General features: G+C 71.6%; 22 protein-coding genes and 1 riboswitch. Of the genes, 13 read left to right on the top strand and 9 right to left on the bottom strand.

Translation table 11 applies throughout. The features are described 5' to 3' along the window. Positions 1–16: 16 nt before the first annotated feature. The 3 genes from AC1DIW_RS20775 to AC1DIW_RS20765 form a co-directional block, all read right to left on the bottom strand. Positions 17–973, bottom strand: coding sequence for a cation diffusion facilitator family transporter (locus AC1DIW_RS20775; RefSeq protein ID WP_478110619.1), 957 nt, complete (start codon positions 971–973; stop codon positions 17–19). Between the two features lie 133 nt (positions 974–1,106). Beyond that, complete coding sequence (locus AC1DIW_RS20770; protein ID WP_478110618.1) at positions 1,107–3,461, bottom strand: glycoside hydrolase family 31 protein; 2,355 nt, start codon at positions 3,459–3,461, stop codon at positions 1,107–1,109. A gap of 60 nt (positions 3,462–3,521) precedes the next feature. Beyond that, positions 3,522–4,889 (bottom strand): NAD(P)/FAD-dependent oxidoreductase, encoded by a 1,368-nt coding sequence (locus tag AC1DIW_RS20765; protein WP_478110616.1) that lies wholly within the window; start codon positions 4,887–4,889, stop codon positions 3,522–3,524. 70 nt (positions 4,890–4,959) lie between these two features. Between AC1DIW_RS20765 and AC1DIW_RS20760 the strand changes: the two genes are divergently transcribed. Together AC1DIW_RS20760 and AC1DIW_RS20755 are read left to right on the top strand one after the other, a co-directional pair. Beyond that, positions 4,960–5,385, top strand: coding sequence for a cupin domain-containing protein (locus tag AC1DIW_RS20760; RefSeq protein WP_442281179.1), 426 nt, complete (start codon positions 4,960–4,962; stop codon positions 5,383–5,385). 18 nt (positions 5,386–5,403) lie between these two features. Next, positions 5,404–5,793, top strand: coding sequence for an SRPBCC family protein (locus AC1DIW_RS20755; protein WP_478110614.1), 390 nt, complete (start codon positions 5,404–5,406; stop codon positions 5,791–5,793). On the opposite strand, the gene AC1DIW_RS20750 is transcribed toward AC1DIW_RS20755, so the two are convergent. Further along, positions 5,790–7,034 (bottom strand): hypothetical protein, encoded by a 1,245-nt coding sequence (locus tag AC1DIW_RS20750; protein WP_478110612.1) that lies wholly within the window; start codon positions 7,032–7,034, stop codon positions 5,790–5,792. The two genes, AC1DIW_RS20755 and AC1DIW_RS20750, sit on opposite strands and share 4 nt — an antisense overlap. A 1-nt stretch (position 7,035) precedes the next feature. Beyond that, positions 7,036–7,392, bottom strand: a complete 357-nt coding sequence (locus tag AC1DIW_RS20745; protein WP_478110610.1) for a hypothetical protein — start codon at positions 7,390–7,392, stop codon at positions 7,036–7,038. 197 nt (positions 7,393–7,589) lie between these two features. Between AC1DIW_RS20745 and AC1DIW_RS20740 the strand changes: the two genes are divergently transcribed. Next, positions 7,590–8,258, top strand: a complete 669-nt coding sequence (locus AC1DIW_RS20740) for a hypothetical protein (protein WP_478110608.1) — start codon at positions 7,590–7,592, stop codon at positions 8,256–8,258. A 135-nt stretch (positions 8,259–8,393) separates the two neighbouring features. Here the strand turns inward: AC1DIW_RS20740 and AC1DIW_RS20735 are convergent, their stop codons facing one another. Continuing rightward, a complete protein-coding gene (locus tag AC1DIW_RS20735) occupies positions 8,394–9,674 on the bottom strand; it encodes an MFS transporter (RefSeq protein WP_478110606.1) in 1,281 nt (426 codons plus the stop codon). Between the two features lie 62 nt (positions 9,675–9,736). On the opposite strand from AC1DIW_RS20735, the gene AC1DIW_RS20730 reads away from it, so the two are divergent. The 8 genes from AC1DIW_RS20730 (at position 9,737) to AC1DIW_RS20695 (ending at position 17,669) form a co-directional block, all read left to right on the top strand. After that, entirely contained in the window at positions 9,737–10,711 is a 975-nt protein-coding gene (locus tag AC1DIW_RS20730) for a pirin family protein (protein ID WP_478110605.1), read from the top strand. A 41-nt stretch (positions 10,712–10,752) separates the two neighbouring features. Beyond that, the gene (locus AC1DIW_RS20725) at positions 10,753–11,769 is read left to right on the top strand and encodes a zinc-dependent alcohol dehydrogenase family protein (protein WP_478110604.1); all 1,017 of its coding nucleotides are present in this window, start codon (positions 10,753–10,755) and stop codon (positions 11,767–11,769) included. A gap of 137 nt (positions 11,770–11,906) precedes the next feature. After that, positions 11,907–12,644: an alpha/beta hydrolase gene (locus AC1DIW_RS20720; protein ID WP_478110602.1), complete on the top strand. Its 738-nt coding sequence runs from the start codon at positions 11,907–11,909 to the stop codon at positions 12,642–12,644. Positions 12,645–12,828: 184 nt separating this feature from the next. Beyond that, entirely contained in the window at positions 12,829–13,203 is a 375-nt protein-coding gene (locus AC1DIW_RS20715; RefSeq protein ID WP_478110601.1) for an iron chaperone, read from the top strand. A gap of 144 nt (positions 13,204–13,347) precedes the next feature. Further along, positions 13,348–14,172 (top strand): hypothetical protein, encoded by an 825-nt coding sequence (locus AC1DIW_RS20710; protein ID WP_478110600.1) that lies wholly within the window; start codon positions 13,348–13,350, stop codon positions 14,170–14,172. Between the two features lie 17 nt (positions 14,173–14,189). After that, positions 14,190–15,011, top strand: coding sequence for a sortase domain-containing protein (locus AC1DIW_RS20705; protein ID WP_478110598.1), 822 nt, complete (start codon positions 14,190–14,192; stop codon positions 15,009–15,011). A 275-nt stretch (positions 15,012–15,286) separates the two neighbouring features. Beyond that, a riboswitch (cyclic di-AMP (ydaO/yuaA leader) is annotated at positions 15,287–15,473 on the top strand. Between the two features lie 103 nt (positions 15,474–15,576). Beyond that, positions 15,577–16,344 (top strand): CHAP domain-containing protein, encoded by a 768-nt coding sequence (locus AC1DIW_RS20700; RefSeq protein ID WP_478110597.1) that lies wholly within the window; start codon positions 15,577–15,579, stop codon positions 16,342–16,344. A gap of 254 nt (positions 16,345–16,598) precedes the next feature. Beyond that, positions 16,599–17,669, top strand: a complete 1,071-nt coding sequence (locus AC1DIW_RS20695) for an alkene reductase (protein WP_442280642.1) — start codon at positions 16,599–16,601, stop codon at positions 17,667–17,669. A gap of 153 nt (positions 17,670–17,822) precedes the next feature. Here the strand turns inward: AC1DIW_RS20695 and AC1DIW_RS20690 are convergent, their stop codons facing one another. Beyond that, positions 17,823–18,359, bottom strand: coding sequence for an N-acetyltransferase family protein (locus AC1DIW_RS20690; protein WP_478110595.1), 537 nt, complete (start codon positions 18,357–18,359; stop codon positions 17,823–17,825). A 79-nt stretch (positions 18,360–18,438) separates the two neighbouring features. On the opposite strand from AC1DIW_RS20690, the gene AC1DIW_RS20685 reads away from it, so the two are divergent. Next, the gene (locus tag AC1DIW_RS20685; protein ID WP_478110594.1) at positions 18,439–19,437 is read left to right on the top strand and encodes a TIGR00341 family protein; all 999 of its coding nucleotides are present in this window, start codon (positions 18,439–18,441) and stop codon (positions 19,435–19,437) included. Positions 19,438–19,443: 6 nt separating this feature from the next. On the opposite strand, the gene AC1DIW_RS20680 is transcribed toward AC1DIW_RS20685, so the two are convergent. Continuing rightward, positions 19,444–20,160 (bottom strand): potassium channel family protein, encoded by a 717-nt coding sequence (locus AC1DIW_RS20680; protein ID WP_478110592.1) that lies wholly within the window; start codon positions 20,158–20,160, stop codon positions 19,444–19,446. Between the two features lie 189 nt (positions 20,161–20,349). Next, on the bottom strand, positions 20,350–21,783 hold the full coding sequence (locus AC1DIW_RS20675) for an alpha/beta hydrolase-fold protein (RefSeq protein ID WP_478110591.1): 1,434 nt from the start codon (positions 21,781–21,783) through the stop codon (positions 20,350–20,352). A gap of 164 nt (positions 21,784–21,947) precedes the next feature. On the opposite strand from AC1DIW_RS20675, the gene AC1DIW_RS20670 reads away from it, so the two are divergent. Then, positions 21,948–22,304, top strand: a complete 357-nt coding sequence (locus tag AC1DIW_RS20670; RefSeq protein ID WP_478110589.1) for a hypothetical protein — start codon at positions 21,948–21,950, stop codon at positions 22,302–22,304. Positions 22,305–22,399: the final 95 nt, after the last annotated feature.

Below are 22,399 nucleotides of genomic sequence, written 5' to 3'. Positions count from 1 at the left end.
CGTCAGGGCACGAACGTCAGGGCACGAGCGTGGGCGCGTCCGTCTGCGACAGCGTGATCATCGCGAGCTCGACGAGCTCGTGCTCCTCGACCTGGTGCCCGAGTGCAGCGAGCCGGTCGGCGACCTTCGCCTCGGGGTCGTCACCGGTGAGGTCGACGGCGGCGACGAGGAAGACCCGGCCCGGTCCGACGAACTCGAGGTGCAAGAAGGTGACCCGCTCGACCTCGTCACTGCCGCTGAGGTGGTCGAACGCCTGGCGCCACAGCTCAGGCCGCACCGCCTGGCCGACGAGGAAGTCGCGGTTGCGGCCGATGAGGAAGATCGCGACGACGCCGAGCAGCAGACCGACGAGGATCGACCCGAGCGCGTCCCAGACCGCGTTGCCCGTGATCTGGTGCAGCGCGATGCCGACGCCGGCGATGACGAGCCCGACGAGCGCCGCGGCATCCTCCGCGAAGACCGCGCGCAGCGTCGGGTTCGAGGTGTTGGCAATGAACCTCAACGGCCGCAGGCCCCGGGTCCGCGCCTCCGCGCGCGTCTGCCGGGTCGCCTGGAAGAACGACACGCTCTCGAGCACGAAGGCGATCGCGAGCACGGCATACGCCCACGCGTACGACGTCTCGGGCTCCTCGTGCCCGAGCACCGAGATGCCGTGCCAGACCGACACGACCGCGCCGGCACCGAAGAGCCCGAACGCCGCGAACATCGACCACACGTACGCCTCGCGCCCGTAGCCGAAGGGGTGTGTCGGGTCGCGCGGTTGGCCGGCGCGGCGCTCCGCGATGAGCAGGAAGATCTCGTTGCCGGCGTCGGCCCACGAGTGCGCGGCCTCCGCGACCATCGACGCCGAACCGGTGATGACCGCGACGACCGTCTTCGCGAGTGCGATGAGCGCGTTCATCGCCAGTGCGACGAGGACGGTGAGCAGGCTCTCGCTCTTCTGGCCCTGCTCGTTCTCCGCCGTCTCAGCCATGCTCGTCAGTCTTCCGTTCGGTGATCACCTGCTCAAGGGCCGCTGGAGCGCCACCGAACGGCATACCCGATGAGGGCGTATGCCGTTCGGTGGCATCCTCGATGAACAGCGCAGCCGCAGTGTGCGGCTCGCGCTAGGCCGCGGTGTGGCGGACGACGTCGAAGCGGGTCCGCGCGTGGCCGGCATACCCGGGTCCCGCCGTCGAGTGCTCGACCGAGACCTCGCCGTCGGTGCGCTCGACGACGACGGTCGTCGTGAGGCGCGCGGGCTCGTCAGCGTCCCCACCCTCGGCGGCGACCGTGAGGCCGTCGTCCTCGACGAGCACCGACTCCCACCGACCGTCGACGAGCGGGTCGAAGACGTGCAGCTCGATGCTCTCGGGACGGTAGCCGTCGGTCGACGCGGGGGCCTCGACCCACATCGGGATCGTCGAACCGGCGCGAGCGAAGAGCGGGATGCGCTCGAGTGGCGTCTCGACGGTGATCCGCTGGCCGCCGGGGTGCACCTCTCCGGTGTGCCAGTCGTACCAGTCGCCCGCCGGTAGGTAGACCGTGCGCGACGTCTGGCCCTGCTCCGTCACCGGCGCGACGAGGAGGTCGCGGCCGAAGAGGTACTGGTCGTCGAGGTCGACGACGGCGGGGTCGTCCTGGTGGTCGAGGACGAGCGGGCGCTGCACTGGCTCGCCGGTCTCGGTCGCCCGCACGAACGCCGAGTAGATGTACGGCATCAGCCGGTAGCGCAGCCGCACCGCCTCACGGGCGAGGTCGTGGATCTCGGGACCGAACGACCACGGGTACTGGTCGATGTTGTTGATCTCGGAGTGGTTGCGGCAGAAGGGAGTCAACGCACCCATCTGCATCCAGCGCAGGAAGAGCTCGGGGTTCGTGTCGCCCTGGAAACCGCCGATGTCGGCGCCGACGAAGGGCTGACCCGACAGGCCGAAGCCGCACGCCATCGGCATGCTGACCCACAGGTGGTCCCAGCGCGCCTGGTTGTCGCCCATCCAGTTCGCCGCGTAGCGCTGGATGCCCGCGGACCCGGCCCGGGACAGGATGAAGGTCCGGGCCTCGGGACGAGCGGCCCGGAGGCCCTCGATCGTGCCCATCGCCATGAGCAGGGCGTACTGATTGTGGAAGCGCTCGTGCTTGGCGCGGCCCTTGTCGAAGAGCATCGCCTGCGGGGCGATCTCACCGGTCGCGGGCTCGTTCATGTCGTTCCAGATGCCCGCCAGACCCGACTCGACGTGCTTGGCGTTGAGCGCGCCCCACCACGAGCGCGCCTCGGGCGTCGCGAAGTCCGGGAAGGCGGTGTTGCCCGGCCACACCTGGCCGATGTAGGTGTCGCCACCCTCGGTGCGGCAGAAGAGGTCCTGCTCGAGGCCGTCGTCGTAGACCGAGTAGCCCGGGTCGTGCTTGACGCCCGGGTCGACGATCGAGATGGTCCGGAAGCCCTGGTTCGACAGGCCCTTGAGCATGCCCGCCGGGTCGGGGAAGCGCGACGAGTCCCACGTGAAGACGCGGTAGCCGTCCATGTAGTCGATGTCGAGCCACATGCCGTCACAAGGGAACTCGTCGTCGCGGTAGCGCTTCGCGTTGCTCTCGACGTCCGCCTGGGAGTAGGCGTGCCACCGGCACTGGTGGTAGCCCAGCGCCCAGATCGGGGGGAGCGACGCCCGGCCGGTCAGCCACGTGTAGCGCTCGAGGATGCTCGCCATCGAGGGGCCCGCGAAGACGTACTCCGTCCACTGCCCGCCGTGGAAGGTGACGCGGTACTCGTCGTTGCGGCTGAACTCGTACTCCCCCCGGTAGCCGTTGTCGACGAACGAGCCGGCGGCAGCGCCGCTCGTCGCGTCGCGCTGGTAGAAGAACGGGATCGTCACGTAGTAGGGGTCGAACTCGGTGCTCGACATGTCGGACCGAGGGTCGTCCGGGTCCAGCCCGGCGCGGAACTCGGCCGTCGCGTGCTCGTTGAGGACGTCGGTGTTCCACATCGTGAAGTCGCGCCCGCGCCGGTTGTGGTGACCGCCCTTCTCGCCGAGGCCGTAGATCGCGTCGTCCCGCCCGATCCGGCGGCGCGTCGTCCACGCGTCGTTGAGCGTCGCGTACGTCCAGTAGCGGCCCTCCGAGTCCGGCACCGACTCGACGACGACCGAGCCGTCGGTGCGGTGCACGTCGACGCGGAACGGGTCGAGCCACAGCGTCACGACGAGGTCGTCCGTGACGAGCCGCCACGCGCCCTCCCCGTCTGAATCCACACGCTCGGCACGCCACGCCACCGGCTCGTCGGGGTCGGCGGCGATCGGGTCGACGCACACGGCATACGTCGGCTTGGGGTCGAACGACCCTCCGCGGCTCAGCTGGAGCCGCACGACGTCGGGGCGCACCGCGTCGATGCGCAGCAGCTCGCCGTGCAACCGGGCCAGCAGCCCGTGCTCGGCCTCCTCGACGGAGTCGACGTGCTCGAATCGGATGAAGTGGTCGGTCCTCATGCGCCCACCCTGTCAAAGACCGGAGCGACTGACGACCACCTGTCCGCCCACGCGCCCCTGTCAGAGCACGGGCGGCCCGATGCGTGGGTGGCGGACCTGCGCGCCGGTCGCGACGGGCGAGCGGCCGGCTTCGCGCAGCACCCGGACGACGAGAGCCGGGTGGACGAGCGCCGCCGGTGGGTCGTCGAGCTGGAGCACCCGGTTGAAGGAGCGCGCGACGGGCACCGACGCGTGCGAGGCCTGGATGACGCGCTGGAGGTAGCCGTTGAGCTGTGCCGTCCCGAGCGGCCGGGGACCTGTCGTCGCCGGATGGCCGAAGTCCCCACCCACCGCGATGCGCCAGGGCGACTCGATGATGCGAGCTGCTTTGCGGTGGAAGCGTTTCGGCAGATCGGCAGCGGCGACCCCGGCCAGTGACGCCACCTCACCGAGCGCGGCCGCCTGCAACGCCGACGATGTCATCCCCTGTCCGTAGACCGGGTCGAAGCTGCTCGACGCGTCACCGAGCATGACGAGCCCGGGGAGCAGGTCGCGAACCTTCTCGTAGTGGCGCCGCTGGCTGGACGGGAAGCGGTAGGTCGAGACGTCGGAGAGCCGCTCGCACCGGTCGATGAGCTGGGCGACCGCCGGGGTCGGGAGGCTCGCCGCGAACGCCGCGAGCCCCTCGTCCGTGGTGGGCGGGACGTCGCCGTGGACGCCGGCGAGCGTCACCTGCCACCGATCGCCCTCGACGGGGAGGACGCCGCCGACCCGGAACGAGCAGGGGCTGTCGATGCAGACGACGAAGTGACCCTCGAAGTCATCCGCGGACCGCCGCATCGTGAAGGACGCGTAGCCGATGTCGATGGCGACGTGGGTGACAGGCGGGTCGAGCACGTGCGCTGCTGCGAGGTCGTGCGCGATCCGCGAGCTGCGGCCCGAGCAGTCGACGACGAGGTCCGCGGGCCGTTCCCGGCCGTCGGCGACGACCCCGGTGACGCGACGACCGGACCGTGTGACCTGCTCGACGGTCACCCCGTCCTCGACGGTGACGCCGGCAGGGCCAGCACCCTCGACCGGACGACGTGCTCGAGCAGGGGCCGTGTCTGGGAGATCGCGGGGTGGCCCCAGTCGCCGCGGGCGCGGTAGGCACCGCCCTGGTGCCCACGCCCCGGTGCCGTCGACGCGGACGGCGCCCAGGCTCTCGAGCTCGTCCTCGATGCCGGGGAACCAGTCCCGCAGCAGGTCGAGACCGGCCGACAGGAGCAGGTGCAGGTGCCGGCCCTGCGGCACGCGCCCCCGTGGCACGACGGCATCGGGCAGGTGCTCGCGCTCGAGCACGACGACCGACTCCGCGTGGTCGGCCAGAGCCCGGGCCGCGAGCAGCCCGGCCATGCTGCCGCCGACCACGACGACGCGGCCCTCCGGACGCCTGGCACCTGCTGTCATGTCCACCTCATCTCGCCGACGGCGTTGACGGGACACGACAAGGCTAGAGCTCTGGGGGTTTGATGGGGGCATGACGGAGCACACCGACGAGCCGGGCCTCGCAGCCCAGCCGTGCACCCACGTCGCCGGCGACGACCTCAGCCCCGCCGACCCCACGCCGGGGATGAGCCGGCAGGTCGCCCTGCACACCGAGTCGATGTGGTCGGGCACCGTCGACACCGAGGCCGGCGCGGTGTCCGGGTGGCACCACCACGGCGACCACGACACGACGCTCTACGTCGTGTCGGGCCGGATGCGGCTCGAGTCCGGGCCTGGCGGGGAGGTCGTCGTCGAGGCCGGTCCGGGAGACTTCCTGCGCGTGCCGGCCGGGGCCGTCCACCGCGAGTCCAACCCTGGCGACGACACGTCCCGCGCCGTGATCGTCCGCTGCGGCTCGGGGACTCCGACCGTCAACGTCGAGGGGCCGGCTCCGTCCGCTCCCTCCGACGGCGTCTGAGCGACGAGCCGGTTCGCGATGCGCGCGTCCATCACCGTCACCGGCGGCGCCGACCCCGCGGTGGCGTGGAGCCGCTACGAGAACCTCGACCTCTGGCCGACGTGGTCGCCGCAGATCTCGGAGGTCATCGCCGCGAGCCGTCGCATCACGTCCGGCCTCGCCGGGCTCGTCGTCGGACCGCTTGGGATCCGGGTGCCGTTCGAGGTGCTGGCCGTCGACGCAGACGTCATGGAGTGGAGCTGGCGCGTGCGCCTCGGTCCCGTCGAGGCGACCCTCGACCACGTCGTGCGTCCCGCGCCCGGAGGCTGCGCCACAGAGCTCGTCATCGACGCGCCGGCCCTAGCGGTCATCGGCTATCGCCCGGTGGCCGCGCTGGCCCTCCGTCGCCTCGTCCGGTCCGAGCCCTAGTCCCTCTGCAGCCGACGAGGACGTATGCCGTGGGCCTCCCAGTGCTCGAAGTCCTCGCCAGCGATGACATCGCTCTCGAGGGCCTCGGCGTCGAGAGCTTGAACGTCGAGGGCTTGAACGTCGAGGGCTTGAACGTCAAGGGCTTGAACGTCAAGGGCTTGAACGTCAAGGGCTTGAACGTCAAGGGCTTCGGCGTCGAGTGCAGCAACGCACCGTCGGACGATGTCGGTGGTGTCGTCATGCGGGGTGACGGCCACGAGGTCGTGGGCGGGGCCGTCGAACTGCAGCGGACGCACTGCTGACCCGAGCAGGAGCGGCACCGGGTCTGCGAGCGCAGGCCGCAGGGTGATGGCTTCGCGGCTCAGGCTGCCGACGTAGATCGGCTCCAGACCCTCACCGCTCCGACGCACGACGACGAGGTGGACGTCGTCGGCCGCGACGGCGACGCTGATCGCCCGGCGGGCGGCAGCGAGGGCGAACGACGCGAGGCCACTGAGGTAGCGCGAGTTGCGCTCGGCCCGGGTGCGGCGGCGCAACATCGGACGGCCGCTCGACGAGAAGCCGGGCCCACGCTCGGCGACGATGTCGATGTCGGGATAGCGGGTCACGACGGTGACGTAACCCCGCGACGTCTCGGCGTCCCACCCGGCGTCGATGCAGGTGCAGCCGCACCCGGCGGCGGCGAACTCGGCGTCGAGCTCGGCGATGACCGCGCAGCGGTCGTGCTCGGCGAGGGCGCTCCACTGGTCGTCCACCGTGGCAGCCCGGTGCTGGGCGATGACGACCTGCGCCACGTCGAGGGCGCGGGCGAAGCTGTCGGCCTCGGTCTCGGCGACAGCACGGGCCTGATTGCGCGCCGCTCGCTTGAACACCGACACCCGGGGCAGCGCCGCCTGGAACGCGGTGCGCTGGAGCATGGCCCGTTCCTTGGCGGGGAGCCCGCCGGCGTCCGGCGGCTCGGGTCGGCGACGCAGCGGGTGGTTCTCCAGGTGGAGCGAGCGAAGCGTCTCCTCGATCGACCGGAGCGCAGGGAGGTCGCCGGACTCCTGGGCCTGTCGGGCGCGAGCCTCGAGATCGGTCAGGGTCAGGTGCTCGCCAGCGGTGTGGCCGGATTCGCCAGAGGCAGGGCGCGACCCGACTCCGGTCTCGCGTCTGGTCCCCTTGCCCTCGAGAGAGGCACGCAGTCCGGACGTGGAGGAGCTGAGCCGCACCTCGGGTGCGACCCTGAGCAGGACGTCCATCTCAGAGGTCCAGCCCGGCCGGTGCCGGCAGCAGGTCCCGCTGCCAGGAGCCGTCCGGATCTCCTTGGGACAGCAGGGCTTGGGACAGGGGCGGCTCGGGAGCGCCGCCGGACATTGACGCCTCCAGTGCGTCGCCCGAGCCCTGGACGCGCAGGCTCGCGAGCCAGCTCTCGCGGTCGGTGCCGTAGGCGCTGTCGGCCTCGCCGAGATCCGGCACGGCCTGCTCTTCGACGACGACCCAGAACGTCCACCCCTGCGCCGGGGCCGGCCAGCTCGGGTCCGGCATCCAGTCGTCACCCGGAGCCCAGGACGGCAACGGAACCGGCCATCCCGGAGGAGCGTTGAAGCGCACCGACATCTCTACCCCTTTGATCAGAGTCGGACGGGAACCAGACCTCGGCCCCCTCAGCGGCACGTTACGACCAAAAACGGTCAAAGTCTCTGAAATGGAGCAAAAGCTCGCTTCCTCCGGCGCACTGCGCTCAGGGGACGCTCGGGGGCGTCTCGGGGTCGACCCCGATGGGCACCGTCCGCGCTCACCGTCACGCTGGAGGCATGACGACGAGCACGCTCGACCCGGCCGGCCCCGCGAGCCTCGCGCCCTCCACGAGCACGCGGGCGCCGGAACGGGCGACCACGCATACGACCGCGGACCATCTTCCGCTCCTGGCGCTGCTCGCGCCGCTCCTGCTCTTCGCCCACGGGATCGTCGCCTGGGTCGATGGCCTCGACACGCTCGACGACACCAGCCCCCTCGGTGGTCTGGGCGGCCTGGGTGGTCTGGGCGGCCTGGCCGCTGCCCGTGACCAGGGTGCGCTGTCCGTCACGGCGGGTGCGCTCCTCGTCCTGTCCGTCGGCGGGTTCGCCTGGCTCACGGCCGGACTCTGCGCGCGCCTGCGTCACCTGCCGCTCGCGACACCGACGGTCCTGCTGGCCGCGTTCGGCGCCGGCGCCACCGGTGCCGTCTGGCTCGGACACCTCGCCGGCCTGCTCGGCGACACGATCCCCTCGGCGCTGTCCTCGGGGGGCGCCGTACTCACCGGCGTGGCTCTCGCGATCGCGCTCATCGCCCTGACCCTCGAGGGGCGACTGCCGGCTGGCTCGCTCGCGCTCGCCGGCCTGGCCGGTGCAGTGCTGCTCCTCCCGTGGGGGCTCGGGCCGCTCGGCTCACTGCTTCTCCTCATCGCGCTCGGACCGTTGACCCGGCAGGCCGAGCCCGCCTGACCTGCCCTCGTCAATCCAGGGCGGCTGACCCAGCACCACCAAGACCCCAAAACCCCCACCCTCAATCGAAAGAGCGATCCGTCCGGTCGGATCGCTCTTTCGATCGGGGTTTGCGGGTCAGGGGGGTCAGGTGGGTCAGGCGGGGCGGGGGAGGTGGCGCACGGAGTGGACGGTGCGCGCGAGGAGGACGAGCGCGACGAGCTGGCTCACCGCCACGACGACGACGAGCGCCGGCACCGACCGGTCGTACAGCCACCCGGCCACGAGGCCGCCGACGATCGCGAACGCACCCTGCACCCCCGCGAAGACGCCGTATGCCGTCGCCCGCTTCGGCGCCTCCACGACCTCCGCGACGAGCGCCTTGACCGTCGAGTCCTGCACGCCGTAGGCCAGGCCCCAGACGGCGACCCCGACGAGCGACAGGACGACCGAGCCCGACAGGGCGAGCGGGGGCACGAGCGCGACGAGCACCGGCACGGCATACAGCACGGCGCCGCCGCGGCGGTCGTAGACGAGCCCGACCCCGAGGGCGGCGAGCGCCTCGACGGCCATCGCGCCGGCATAGACGACGGGGACGGTCGCGACGGGGACGAGCCCCTCCACGGTGAGGTGGTAGCCGATGATCCCGAAGGTGACGAGCCCACCGGTCATGAGGCCGGCCGCGAGCGCGTAGCCGAAGAACTCGCGCGGCAGCCCCGAGCCGACAGCGTCGGCGAACCACCCGCGCAGCCCCCGGCCGGCCGGAACCGGCTGTGCCGCAGGACTGTCCGACACTCCCGTCTCGGCGTCGTAGACGGACGGGTCGGGCACGCGGGAGCGGATCACGACCAGCAGCAGCATGGCCGCCGCTCCCGGGATGGCGAGGACCGCCATGCTCGGCCAGATGGCGCCCGTCGCCGCGATGACTCCGGCGACGAGCAGCGGCCCGGCGAAGGCCCCGACCTGGTCGAGCGCCTTGTGCACGCCGAAGCCACGACCGCGACCGACCGCCGACGCGACGTGGGCCAGGAGCGCCGACTTCGACGGGCTGCGGACCGCCTTGCCCGAGCGCTCGAGGAGGATGAGGACGGAGGCCAGCACGAGGCCCGCACCGCCGACGAACGGGGTCACGGCGAGCAGCGGCACGCAGACGGCGGTGAGGCCGTAGCCGGCCATCGTCAGGCCCCAGTAGCGCCCGGTCCGGTCGGCGAGCGGCCCGAAGACGAGGCGCAGCACGAGAGCCATCGCCTCGCCGGCCCCGGTCACGAGGCCCACGACGACCGCGGTCGCCCCGAGCGAGGCCAGCAGCGGCCCGTACATCGAGCGCGCGCCCTCGTAGACCATGTCGGCAGCCAGGCTGACGAAGCCGAACCACCAGACGACGCGCCACGCCGACCAGCGTTCGGTGGCGGGAGCCGTGGCGGTGGGGTCGGTCATGCGGCGAAGGTACCAACCTGATCTGCGAGCGCCGATTCGCGAGCGCGGCCTAGCCTGATCGAGTGAGCAATCCAGAGCGGCACCCCACCGAGGTCGTCTGCGGCGCCGACGGCTCGGGCCCTGCCACCGCCGTCGTGCTGCCCTACCGGGAGGTGCCGCTCGGCGGTCCGCGCGCCATGCCGGTCCGCCGCAGCCTTCCCCAGCGGGAGCGCTCCCTGATCGGCGCGTGGTGCTTCGTCGACCACTACGGACCCGACGACGTCTCCCAGACCGGCGGCATGGTCGTGCCCGGCCACCCGCACACCGGCCTGCAGACGGTCTCGTGGCTCTTCACCGGCGAGGTCGAGCACCGCGACACGACGGGCGTCCACGCGTTCGTCCGACCCGGCGAGCTCAACATCATGACCGCCGGGTCCGGTATCGCCCACTCGGAGTACTCGACGCCCGGGACGACCGTCCTCCACGGCGCACAGCTCTGGGTCGCGCTGCCCGACGCCGACCGGTTCACCAGCCCGGGTTTCGAGCACTACGCACCGCCGGTGTCCGACGTCGACGGTGCCCGCGTCCTCGTCTTCCTCGGCACGCTCTTCGGCCAGACCTCGCCGGTGACGATGTTCTCCGACCTCGTCGGTGCCGAGGTGACGCTGGACGCCGGGGCCACGCTGACCTTCGAGGTCGATCCGGCGCACGAGCACGGGCTGCTCTGCGACACCGGGCTGCTCACGGTCGGCGAGGCGACGGCCAAGCCGGGCGAGATCGTCGTCCATGCCAGCGGCATCCGGCGGATCACCGTCGAGGCCGGCCCCGACGAGCCGGCGCGCTTCCTCGTCCTCGGCGGAGCGCCGTTCGGTGAGCAGATCGTCATGTGGTGGAACTTCATCGGCCGCAGCCACGACGAGGTCGTCGGCTTCCGCGAGGCGTGGCAGCAGGCGCGCGAGACGGGCGGCTCCGAGGCCTACGGCACCTTCCCGGATGCCTGGGACCACACCCTCCCCGCCCCGGGCCTGCCCAACCTGCGCCTGCGCTCCCGCGGCTGAGGGTTTGAGTCGGAGTCCCGATCGGGACAAGGATGGGCGCCATGCGCGCGACGACGATCCATGCCCCCGGCGACATCCGCCTGACCGACGTCCCCGACCCGACCATCGAGGAGCCCACCGACGCCATCGTGCGCGTCGTGGCCGGCTGCATCTGCGGCTCGGACCTCTGGCCCTACCGCGGCGCCAACCCGATCACGCCCGGCTCGACGATCGGCCACGAGGCCGTGGGCGTCGTCGAGGAGATCGGCGGCGACGTGCGCGACATCAAGAAGGGTGACTTCGTCGTCATCCCGTTCGTCCACTGCGACAACACGTGCCCTCACTGCCGCGCCGGCATGACGTCCGTCTGCGACCACCAGGGCTGGACCGAGAGCGGCCAGGCCGAGCTCGTCCGCGTCAACCAGGCGGACGGCAGCCTCGTCAAGACCGACGGCGCGCCCGACGACGTCCTCCTCCCGTCACTGCTGACCCTCGCCGACGTCATGGCGACCGGCTGGCACGCCGCCGTCTCCTCGCGCGTGCGCCCGGGCGGCACCGCCGTCGTCATCGGTGACGGCGCCGTCGGCCTCTGTGGCGTCATCGCCGCCAAGGAGCTCGGCGCCGAGCGCATCGTCGCGATGTCGCGCCACGAGCCGCGCCAGGCGCTGGCTCGCGACTTCGGCGCGACGCACGTCATCGCCGAGCGCGACGACGCCGGGGTCGAGGCCGTCCTCGAGCTCACGGACGGGGTCGGGGCCGACTCCGTGCTCGAGTGCGTCGGGACCGATCAGTCGATGAAGACCGCCTTCCGCATCGGCCGACCCGGCTCGACCGTCGGTTTCGTCGGCGCCCCGCACGGCGTCGAGCTGCCCGTGCGCCAGATGTTCGTCCGCAACGTCGGCCTCGCCGGCGGCATGGCGCCCGTCCGCACCTACCTGCCCGACCTGCTCGAGCGCGTCCTCGACGGGCGCATCGACCCCGGCAAGGTCTTCGACCTGACGCTGCCCCTCGACCAGGTGGCCGAGGGCTACCGCGCCATGGACGAGCGTCGCGCCATCAAGGTGCTCCTGCGCCCCTGAGAAGGCCCGTCAGCAAGCCCCTGAGCTAACCCCTGAGCTAACCCCTGAGCAACCCTCGACAGCCGCCTGCCGGCGACACCGATCGGGTATGCCGTGAGCGCACCCAGCCGTGGACGCGCGGTCTCCGAACCCCGCACGTGACCCACGAACCCGAGCACACGGCATACCCCATCGCACCCCTGAGGACGGAGCGGAACGTGACGCACGCGCGGCTCATCGACACGGCGGCGCCCAGCGCGCCGCGCGGCATCGCGCTCGTGCTCCACGGCGGAGCGGCGCGCCGCCGCCCGATGCGGGTGAGCCCGACCCAGCTGTCGGTGCTGCGGATGGTGCCGATCGCCAGCCGGATCGCCCGCGCCGCGAAGGGCGAGCTCGCCGTCCTGCGGCTGCTCAACTCGACGCGCGGCTGGGACGCGCACCACACTCCCGTCGACGACGTTCGCTGGGCGCTGCAGCAGGTCGCGGACCGTTTCGGACCCGACCTGCCGGTCGGACTCGTCGGGCACTCGCTCGGCGGACGCGCGGCCCTGCTCGCCGCCGGGGAGCGGCGCGTGCGCAGCGCCGTCGCGCTGAACCCGTGGGTCTACCCGACCGAGGGACGCCTCGATCTCACCGGCCGCCGGGTCCTCGTCGTCCACGGCGACCACGACCGCGTCGCCCGCCCGACGAACTCGGCCTCCGTGGCACGCGATCTCGCGCGGACCGCCGAGCGGGTCGGCTACGTCACCGTCGAGGGCGGCAAGCACGCGATGCTGCGCCGCCACGACGTCTTCGACGGGCTGGCCGCCGACTTCACCACCGCGACCCTGCTCGGGCGCCGGCGGGGTGGTGTCGTCGGCCGCGTCCTGGCCGGCGAGGAGTGGGTCGACGTCTGAGGATTTCTGAGGCTCGTCCGAGGGGCGTCTGGGGGATGTCTGGGACAGGCGAGTCACCGCACATTTCGTCGTTGTCTCACCGTTCACTCGTCTGGTGCCCCTTGCTTTTGCGGTCGTCCCATTGGCCCAATACAGTCGGATTAGACCCCTCCAAGACCGGTCCGGAACTAGGTGAGGACCAGGATTGGCCCCGAGATTTGCGTCCGTCGATGACTACATCGCCTCCTACCCCGAGGAGACGCGGACCCAGCTTGAGGGGGTTCGCTGCGCCATTCGTGAAGCGGCGCCGCACGCGGGCGAGAAGATCAGCTACGGGATGGCGACCTTCACCGTCGACGGCAAGCCGCTCGTCTACTACGCCGGCTGGAAGAACCACGTCGGGCTCTACCCCGTCCCGACGGGTGACGCGGACTTCGAGGAGGCCATCGGCCCCTACCGACGCGCCAAGGACACCGTGCGATTCCCGATCAACCGTCCGGTGCCCCTCGAGCTGATCGCCGAGATCACCGCGTTGTGCCTCAAGCGTCGCGCTGCCGCGTCGGAGCAGTCCGACAGCTGAGCCCCGGGCGCCGAAACATTTCGGTGGAACGCCAATCCAGTCAGACCTGCCGTGGCGAACCCCTGCGCGGAGACGGTCGACGACGACCCCCGTCTGAAGCAGAGCAGGAATGGACGGTTCATCTCCTCGTCAAGGAGGAAACAGATGCGCACCACCACCACTCGGATCGCCGGCGCGAGCTTCGTCGCAGCCGCAGCCCTGGCCCTCAGCGTCGGCCCTGCGTTCGCGGCCGACGGCTTCGTCAGCGCCAACCTCAAGCCCGTCGCCGGCAGTGGCGTCAACGGAAGCGGCACGGCCATGGTCGAGGTCAAGGGCAACCAGATCACCGTGACGATGGCCGCCAACGGCCTGCTCGCCGACAGCCCGCACGCCGCGCACATCCACTTCGCCGCTGCAGCCCGTCACGAGTGCCCCGCCCTGTCCGACGACAAGAACGGCGACGGCCACCTCAACACGACCGAGGGCGGCCCCGCCTACGGCGACATCGTCGTCTCGCTGACGAAGACCGGCGACACGAGCCCGAAGTCGGGTCTCGCCATCGACCGCTTCGACACCGCACCTGGCGGCAAGCTGACCTACCAGCGTGGGAGCATCGCGGTCTCGAGCGACGTCGCCCAGGCGATCTCCGCCGGAGAGTCCGTCGTCGTCATCCACGGCGTCGACTACAACAAGGACGGCAAGTACTCCGGCGACACGAAGAGCGACCTCATGCCCTCGCTCCCCACCGAGGCCACCGACCCGGCCCTGTGTGGCGCGCTGCGCGTCGCGCCCGCGGGCGGCATGCACACCGGCGGCGGCCTCGCCGCTGACGGTCTCAAGAGCGGCGGCATGAACAGCGTCGGCATGAACAGCGTCGGCATGACGAGCGGTGGGCAGAACGAGGCGCTCATGCTCGTGGGTGGCGCAGCCCTGCTCGCGGCCGGCGGGACCGGCGTCTTCGCCGCCCGTCGCGCGCGGACGCGCGCCTGAGCGACCGGGCCGGCTCGATGCCTGACCAGCCCGAGCGGCCGTCGTCGAGCGGTCGCCGCGTCACCGGCCGGATCACCAACCGGATCACCAACCGGATCACCCAGGGTGCCGCGGCGGCCCTCGCCGTCACCGCCGTCCTGCTCGTCGTCGGGATCGTCGCGCTCACGCTCGGTCTCCGGGGAACGCCTGGTCGGCCGCAGCCCGCAGCGGTGGGAGCGAGGAGCGCGGTGCCCACGGCATCCGCACCTCCCGCCCCCATCGACGCGGGTCCAACGGCGACCCCCGGTTCCGGTGGGCCGGGCGCGCCAGCGGCACCCCGCTCGGTGCCTGGTACGTCATCGCCCGCGAGGGGTGGGGCCAGCGGCATCGGGAACTTCCTCGAGGCCTCCGAGCCGACCGGGATCGAGATCCCGTCGATCGGCGTGCGTTCGACACACTTCGTGCCGCTCGGCATCCAGAGGGACGGGACGATCTCCGTCCCGGGAACGGCACAGGAGGTCGGGCTCTACGGCGCCGGGCCCACCCCGGGCCAGCTCGGACCCGCCGTCCTGGCCGCCCATGTCGACACGCCTTCGGGGGTGCCGGGCATCTTCTACGAGCTGAGCCGGGTGAAGGCGGGCGACGTCGTCAAGGTCTCCCGCCGCGACGGCTCGCACCTGACCTTCACGGTCGACCGGGTCGCAGCCTTCAAGAAGACGCAGTTCCCGACCGAGCTCGTCTACAAGGGCGACTTCACCCAGGCCGAGATCCGTCTCGTGACCTGCGGCGGACCGACCGACAGCCGCAACGAGTACCGCGACAACGTCGTCGTCTTCGGCCACCTCTCCACCGTCACCTGAGAGCCACGTCCTGTCTGGCGGCATGCGCCGGACGGGGACGGAGCGACTTATCAGTGGGCCCTCGACCCCGTTGCCCGTTTACCTGTGACCTACGTCTCATTCAGCGCCGGGTAAAGCCGCGGCAAAGACCTGCAAAGAGGACATTCAAGGATCTCTCCGGCGCCGCGTCGTTACCGTGGCGTGACATTTGCCAGTCGACTCGTTTAGTCTTCCGGGAGCCCGGCCACCAGGTCGGGCTCTCGCGAGGTGGACCGCCTAGTCCTGTCACCGCCTGGCGAGGGAGATCAAACCTTGTGACAGGAGCGGAGGAACCACACGTTTCTCCGGACGTCCGACGCAACGATTTCGGATGTCCTTGGGGTGAAGACCGCACCGCCGCACGACCTGATCGTGAGGTGGAGGCAGCCCGGGCACCTTTCCGCCCGAACCCGACAGCTAACTTCGTAGGCGCGGAGAGGCATCAAGCGTGAACTCAGAGAACATCCGCGGCCGCCACCGTGCACCGGGCCGTCACAACTCCCTTTACGAACTCAGGCTCCTCGCTCGTGAGTCGGCTCAGCCGGCCATGAAGGCCGGAGCCGTCGTGGCCGCCGCCGGCGGCCTCGTCGCCGCTTTCGCCAACCCGGCCAGCGCCGACACCCTGTCGACGGTCGCCGCCCCGGCCGCCGTCGGCCCGGCCCACGCGCCTGCTGCGGCCGCACCGACCGCGCTGTCGAAGATCGGCTACGCCCCCGCGGCGCAGCAGGTCGCTGCCCAGCGTGGCGCCAAGACGGCGCCGACGGTCATCGAGGACATCCAGGTCAAGGCCGCACGTGAGGCTGCTGCCGCCCAGGCTGCGGCCGCTCGCCAGGCCGCTGCCGCCGCCCGCCAGGCCGCTGCCGCACGCGCCTCGCGCGACCTGACCCGCACGACGCTCACGACGAGCACCTCGTCGACGAAGTCGAGCAGCAACACCGCCGTCCCCGGCGCCTCGTCGGGCATGCGCTCGTCGCACAACTGGGCCACCCCGGGCCAGTGCACGTGGGGCGCGCTCAACAAGTGGTACCAGTCCGAGGGCTACTACCCCGGTGGCTGGACCGGCAACGCGATGGCGTGGGCCTCTGGCGCCCGGTCCGCGGGCTACACCGTGGGCAGCATGCCGCGGACGCGTTCGATCATCGTCATGCAGCCCGGCGTCGCCGGCTCCTCCAGCGTGGGGCACGTCGGCTGGGTCACGGCCGTCAACGGCAACCAGGTGACGATCATCGAGATGAACGCGACGGCCGGCGCCTACAACTACGACACGCGCACCGTCACCCTCAGCTCGGGGATGCAGTTCATCTACGCGCCGTGACCGACGCGTCGATGGTTGCGGAGTTCCTCGCGAACTGAGCGCTGTCCGAAGGGGAGGATGCTGCGGCGTCCTCCCCTTCGGCATACCCCCGCCAACCCCTCGACAACCCCCGGCAACCCTGGACAAACGGGAATGTTCCTCCGGCTCTGCGCCTTGTCGCCCAGGTAGTTGAAACCTCCACCCGCTGCGGGTGGTTGCCGCCAACCACCACCGAACGAGTCACCCAAGAGTCACCGACAGTGAGGAGCAGGCCTGTGTCCACGGCCTTCGAGAGCATCCGCATCGGCCGCTGGGACCTCCCCCAGCGTTTCGTCATGGCACCGCTGACGCGCAACCGCGCGGGCGAGGGCCAGGCGCCGACCGAGCTCAACGCCGAGTACTACGGCCAGCGCGCCAGCGCCGGCCTTCTCATCACCGAGGGCACCCAGCCGAGCGCCGTTGGCCAGGGCTACCTCGACACCCCCGGCATCCACTCCGACGAGCAGGTCGCCGGCTGGCGCCTCGTCGCGGACGCCGTGCACGCAGGCGGGGGCCACGTGGTCGTCCAGCTCATGCACGCCGGTCGCATCGCGCACCCCGACAACAAGGGCGGCCTCGAGAGCGTCGCCCCGAGCGCCATCGCCGCGCCGGGCGAGATCGTGACCGCGAAGGGTCAGCAGGCGTATGCCGTCCCGCGCGCCCTCGAGACCGACGAGATCCCCGCGCTCGTGGCGGAGTTCGTCCACGCTGCGCGCCAGGCCGTCGCGGCCGGGCTCGACGGCGTCGAGGTTCACGCCGCCAACGGCTACCTGCCGCACCAGTTCCTCGCGCCGTCGAGCAACCAGCGCACCGACGCCTACGGCGGCTCGCCGGAGAACCGTGCGCGCCTCGTCGTCGAGATCACCAAGGCCGTGGCCGAGGCGATCGGCGCCGACCGGGTCGGCATCCGCATCTCGCCCGCCCACAACATCCAGGGCGTGCTCGAGGAGGACGAGGCCGACACCGCGGCCACCTACGAGTCCCTCGTCGAGGGCATCGCGCCGCTCGGGCTCGCCTACCTCAGCATCCTCGGCGACCCGGAGTCCGACATCGTCCGCGACCTGCGCAAGCGCTTCGGCGGGCCGATCATCCTCAACACCGGCTTCTCGTCGGTGACGAACCTCGCGGAGGTCGAGGACATCCTCGAGCGCGACCTCGGTGACGTCGTGGCGGTGGGCCGCGAGTTCCTCGCCAACCCGGACCTCGTCCGCCGCTGGCGCGAGGGAGCCCCGCTCAACGAGCCGAACCCGCAGACCTTCTACGGCGGCGGCGCCGAGGGCTACACGGACTACCCCACCCTCCCCTGAGACCGCCTGGATCGCCGCGCCAGCTCCGCCCCGGCGGACTTGGCGCGGCGATCTGGCCCCCCGACCTCGCGCAAGTCCACCCCGGCGGACTTGATGCGGCGATCTGGCCCCTCCCGAGCTCACCAGGTCCACCCCGGCGGACTTGCGCGAGGGTCATGTGGGCTCGGGTGGATCCTGCCCCGGGGCCACCGGGTCGCCCAGAGGTCGCTGGACCCAGGTGACGTCTCGCGCGGCACCGAACTTCCAGCCGATGCCGCGGTAGGTCCCGATCGGCTCGAAACCCATCGCCGCGTGCAGCCGTGCGCTCGCCTCGTTCGGCTGGGTCATGCCGGCGGCGGCCATCCGGTAGCCGCGCGCCGTGAGCCGCGCGAGCAGCGCCTCGTAGAGCCGTCGACCACCGCCGCGCCCGTGCCGGTCCGGCGAGAGGTAGACGGACACCTCGCACGACCACCGGTAGGCGGCCCGCTCCTTGAACGGGCCGGCATACGCGTACCCGACGACCGCGCTGTCCTCCTCCAGGACGAGGAAGGCGTGCCTCGCCTGCGCCTTGGCGATGCGGCGCCGCATCTCGGCGGCATCGGGTGGGTCGGTCTCGAAGGTCACCGTCGTCCCGGTGACGTAGGGCTCGTATATCGCCGCGCACGCGGCGGCGTCGTCGGTGGTGGCGTCACGCACGAGCGGGTCAGGCATGCGGTCGATCGTAGGCCGCGCCCGTGCTAGGTCCCGTGAACGGCTCCCGGCATCCGCAGCCCTCCGACACACTGGCGCCATGCTCACTGCCATCCGGGCCCGAGTGCTCCCGGCCAACCAGCGCCGGACGTTCGAGGAGCTCACCTCGGACCTCGACCTCAACGAAGGCGACCTGCTTTCGAAGCGGTCGGCGTACTGGACCATGCTGCTGCTCGCGGCCTGCATCGCGAGCGCCGGGATCATCGCGGACTCGACCGCGACCGTCATCGGGGCCATGATCATCGCTCCGCTTTCGACGCCGATCATGGGGACCGCCCTGGCCCTGGTGAAGCGGGAGCGGACCGGAGCCGTGAGGTTCGTCGTGCTCGGCGGGCTCTTGGTCATCGCAGTCGGGGCGCTCTTCTCGCTGTTGCTGCCGAGCCCCTACGACCTGCTCGGCAACCCGCAGGTGGCCTCGCGCACGAGCCCGCGGCTCGTCGACCTGCTCAGCGCGCTGGCCACCGGGTTCGCCGGCGCGATCGCGCTGGCGCGCCGCGACGTGGCCGCCATCCTGCCGGGAGTCGCGATCTCGATCTCGCTCGTCCCCCCGCTGTGCGTCGTCGGCATCTGCCTCGCGGAGGGCAGCCTGAGCCTGGCCTTCGGCGCGCTCGTCCTCTTCCTCTCCAACTTCCTGGCGCTCGTCTTCGCCGGGAGCCTCGTCTTCACCACCCTGGGCTACACGAGGTCGATCCAGCAGCAGGGCGGGCCGCCGCGACGGAAGGTGCGCGTGACGTTCGCGATCCTCGTCGTGCTCGTCCTCGTGCCGGTCCTGCTCAACACGGTCATCGCGCTCGCCGTCGACAAGCTGACCGCGATCGGCACGGAGAGCACCCGCACCTGGCTGGCCTCGACGCGCGGCGCCGAGATCGTCGACGTCACGAACCACGGCTTCAGCCTCGTCATCCAGGTCAGGGCCCCCCTCGACCTGCCCCCGACCACGACGCTCATGAGCGACCTCAGCGGCAGGCTGCCGGCCGGCATACCCGTCGTGCTGGAGCGGTCGGTCGGGGAGAGCATCGACCTCGGCACCACCACCTGAGCCTGCTCACGTCCCGCCGTCAGCGTCTGCGTCGGACTGCTCGTCGGCTGCTTCGCCGACGGGCCCGAGAGGGTCGTCCGCGTGCCGACCCAGCGGCAGGTGCACCCCGAAGCGCGACACGATGAGCGCCACGAAGGTGACGAGGAAGACCTGCCCCAGCACCGCCTCGCTCGCCGAGGCCAACCTGCCGAGGTTGGTCACCGCGACGAAGTCGCCGTAGCCGACCGTCGAGATCGTGACGAGGCTGAAGTACATGTAGGTCGTCGTCGAGGTGCTCTGGCCGAAGAAGTCCGTCGCGCTGTAGGCGTCGATGGTCTGGAAGAGGAAGGCGTACGCGACGGCGATCTGCAGGTAGGCCGCGACGGCTCCCATGATCGTCTGGAGCGTGACCACCTCGTGCTGGAGCAGGCGGCGGGCCACGAGGACCGGAGTCAGCGCGGCGGCGATCAGCCACGACGTCTCGGGTGGCACGGCCGACTCGTTGCTGCCCCAGCGGACCGCGACGGAAGCAGCGCTGACGGCGAGGACGAGGACCACGAGGACGTCCACGGCGCGGCGCCACTGCCGGCGTGCACCGGTGGCGCGGACTGCAGCGAGGAGCGACAGTCCCGTGATCGCGTGCGCGAACGTCCGGGCGAGCGCCGAACCGCTCACGTCGACGAGCCCCTGGACGGCGATGGTGATGATCACGAAGAGGAGGACGAGCTCGAAGCGGTCGAACATCAGGGGCGTTCGGGGGGGCTGCGCACCACGGTCCGCCCGGGTGGGCCGGGAGCGCCGGGGCCTCGGGCCGGGCTCGGTGCCGGACTCCGCCATGGCTGCCCTCCTCGAGGGTCGCGGGACATGCGCCCTGTCCCGAGGATAGGACGGTGGGACCGGCCGCGTCCGGACGTTGCCAGAGCCCAGAGCTCGTCAGCGCCCGCTGGCCGGGACACCACCGAGGGCGTATGCGTGGACGACCACCCGCTCGGCGGTCTCCTCGGGCGTCAGCGCGGACGTGTCGATCCACCAGCCGAGCCCGCCGTAGCCATCGCGCATCGTCGCAGTGAGCGCTTCGTGGCCGTCGAAGGCGAACTGCTCGTCGGGATGACGCGCGGCGTCGCGCTGCCGGCAGGCCTCGGCGCCCGGGTCCAGCACGACGAGGACGACGCGGCGCGGGGCGAGCGCCGTGAGGAAGCCGTCGAGCTGCGCGCGGTCGGGCACGATCCAGTCGATGACGGGCGTGAAGCCGGCGTCAGCGAGGTTGGCAGCGAGCGCGCAGAGGTTCGCGTTGCCGAGGCGCACCTGCCGAGCGGCCTCGTCGGCGGGCTCACCGAGCGGCCAGACGCGGCCGCCGACGACGAGGCCGTGCACGGCGTCCCCGTTGAGCAGGGCCGAGCGCCTGAGGGTCGACGCGACGAGGCGGGTCACGGTCGACTTCCCGGCCCCGGGTGCACCCGTCACGAGCAGGCAAGCGGCGCCCCGGTCGAGGGCGGTCATGCGGCGCCGTCCGCACCCTCCGCACGCCAGACCCACCGCAGCGCGTCGGGCAGCAGGACGCCGCCGTGGTTGGCGGCTGTGGCCGCCGTCGCCGAGGACGAGCCGGAAGTCATAGCCCGCCTCGGCGAGCGCCGCTGCGGTGCGAAGGTTCTCCGCGAGCCAGTTCCACTCGGGCTGGTCCCAGTTCAGATCGCGGTGGCCGGCCTGGAGGAGGACCCGCAGCGGCTTGCGTGGGACGGTCGGCAGGAGCGCGGGATACGGGTTGCCGTCGGGCATCTGCGCGAAGCTCGAGAGGTAGGCGACCACCTTGCGGAAGCGGTCGGGCCGCAGCCAGGCCGCGGTGAAGGCGCCGTTGCCGGCGCTGCTCCCGCCGCAGATGCCCCAGCGGTCGGGGTCCTCGCTCACGGCCCAGCGCGCCGTCACGAGCGGGAGCACCTCGTCGAGCAGGAACGTGACGTAGCGGTCGTCGAAGGCGTCGTACTCCTCGTTGCGGTTCTTCCGCTCGTCGGGATTCTCGCGGTCCTCGAAGACGCCCGGATCGACGAACACCCCGATCATCACCGGGATCTCGCCGGCGTGCACGAGGTTGTCGAGGACGATCCCGCCGCGGACCTCACCCTCCGGGTCGAGGTACCACCAGCCGTCGTTGAAGACCATGAGCGAGGCGGGCTCAGCCGGGTCACAGGCGGCCGGCACGTGGACCCAGACCGTCCGCGACGTCCCGGGGTAGACGGCGCTGTCGTCGATCCGCAGCTCCACGGTCTCCCCCGCCGGCACGCCCTCGCGCCGGACCGAGTCGGGTCCGTGGTCGTAGACGACATCCGTCTGGTCGATCGGCAGCGGTCGGTACGGCACACAGGTAGCCATGCGCGGCACCGTACGGACCCCGTCGCAACGCGGGCAACCGGATAACCCGGGCCACCCGGGGCACCCGGATCCGTTCGTATGCCGAGTGTCGTGGTCGAGGAGGCGGGGTGACGTACGCTCGTGGTGACTCCGGGGCCCGCCCCCGGTGAGGAGGGAGGCGACGCATGAGCGTCCTGCGTGACCGCGCGTCGTCCCTCACCGCACCATCTGTCACCGCATCACCTCTCGTCTCGTCACTGCCCGCCCTCGTGGCGAGCTTCGCCGCGACCGTCGTCGTCTTCCTCGGGTCACTGACCAGCTCGGTCACCGACGCGAGCGCCGGCCAGGTGCTCCTCACCGCAGCCGCGATCGGCGTGCTCACCGCGGTGCTCGCCACGACCGGTCAGCACGTCGTGCAGCCCCTGCCGGTGCGCACCCACCCCTCGGGAGTGGCGGGCGCGGTGCCCGCGTCGACGGCGTACTGGTGCGCCCTCGACGCACCGAGCTGTCCCCAGCGTCCTCGAGCGCCGGGTCGGCACTGACCCGTCCGCCGCACCCGCGGCGTCCGGGGCACTGCCCTGACCCAGTTCGAGAACTGGCCCGCACCGTCACGGGCGGGCCGAGCCGAGGAGCTTCA

Source organism: Terrabacter sp. 01T434, assembly GCF_056398545.1.
Note: the sequence above shows the minus strand (reverse complement) of the source record. Positions and strands in the feature narration are given on the sequence as shown.

What these genes read in the sequence shown, in the direction of transcription:
- AC1DIW_RS20775 (WP_478110619.1), bottom strand. Translation starts at nt 973, where the DNA reads ATGGCTGAGACGGCGGAGAACGAGCAGGGCCAGAAGAGCGAGAGCCTG.
- AC1DIW_RS20770 (WP_478110618.1), bottom strand. Translation starts at nt 3,461, where the DNA reads ATGAGGACCGACCACTTCATCCGATTCGAGCACGTCGACTCCGTCGAG.
- AC1DIW_RS20765 (WP_478110616.1), bottom strand. Translation starts at nt 4,889, where the DNA reads ATGACAGCAGGTGCCAGGCGTCCGGAGGGCCGCGTCGTCGTGGTCGGC.
- AC1DIW_RS20760 (WP_442281179.1), top strand. Translation starts at nt 4,960, where the DNA reads ATGACGGAGCACACCGACGAGCCGGGCCTCGCAGCCCAGCCGTGCACC.
- AC1DIW_RS20755 (WP_478110614.1), top strand. Translation starts at nt 5,404, where the DNA reads ATGCGCGCGTCCATCACCGTCACCGGCGGCGCCGACCCCGCGGTGGCG.
- AC1DIW_RS20750 (WP_478110612.1), bottom strand. Translation starts at nt 7,034, where the DNA reads ATGGACGTCCTGCTCAGGGTCGCACCCGAGGTGCGGCTCAGCTCCTCC.
- AC1DIW_RS20745 (WP_478110610.1), bottom strand. Translation starts at nt 7,392, where the DNA reads ATGTCGGTGCGCTTCAACGCTCCTCCGGGATGGCCGGTTCCGTTGCCG.
- AC1DIW_RS20740 (WP_478110608.1), top strand. Translation starts at nt 7,590, where the DNA reads ATGACGACGAGCACGCTCGACCCGGCCGGCCCCGCGAGCCTCGCGCCC.
- AC1DIW_RS20735 (WP_478110606.1), bottom strand. Translation starts at nt 9,674, where the DNA reads ATGACCGACCCCACCGCCACGGCTCCCGCCACCGAACGCTGGTCGGCG.
- AC1DIW_RS20725 (WP_478110604.1), top strand. Translation starts at nt 10,753, where the DNA reads ATGCGCGCGACGACGATCCATGCCCCCGGCGACATCCGCCTGACCGAC.
- AC1DIW_RS20710 (WP_478110600.1), top strand. Translation starts at nt 13,348, where the DNA reads ATGCGCACCACCACCACTCGGATCGCCGGCGCGAGCTTCGTCGCAGCC.
- AC1DIW_RS20705 (WP_478110598.1), top strand. Translation starts at nt 14,190, where the DNA reads ATGCCTGACCAGCCCGAGCGGCCGTCGTCGAGCGGTCGCCGCGTCACC.
- AC1DIW_RS20700 (WP_478110597.1), top strand. Translation starts at nt 15,577, where the DNA reads ATGAAGGCCGGAGCCGTCGTGGCCGCCGCCGGCGGCCTCGTCGCCGCT.
- AC1DIW_RS20690 (WP_478110595.1), bottom strand. Translation starts at nt 18,359, where the DNA reads ATGCCTGACCCGCTCGTGCGTGACGCCACCACCGACGACGCCGCCGCG.
- AC1DIW_RS20685 (WP_478110594.1), top strand. Translation starts at nt 18,439, where the DNA reads ATGCTCACTGCCATCCGGGCCCGAGTGCTCCCGGCCAACCAGCGCCGG.
- AC1DIW_RS20680 (WP_478110592.1), bottom strand. Translation starts at nt 20,160, where the DNA reads ATGTTCGACCGCTTCGAGCTCGTCCTCCTCTTCGTGATCATCACCATC.
- AC1DIW_RS20675 (WP_478110591.1), bottom strand. Translation starts at nt 21,783, where the DNA reads ATGGCTACCTGTGTGCCGTACCGACCGCTGCCGATCGACCAGACGGAT.
- AC1DIW_RS20670 (WP_478110589.1), top strand. Translation starts at nt 21,948, where the DNA reads ATGAGCGTCCTGCGTGACCGCGCGTCGTCCCTCACCGCACCATCTGTC.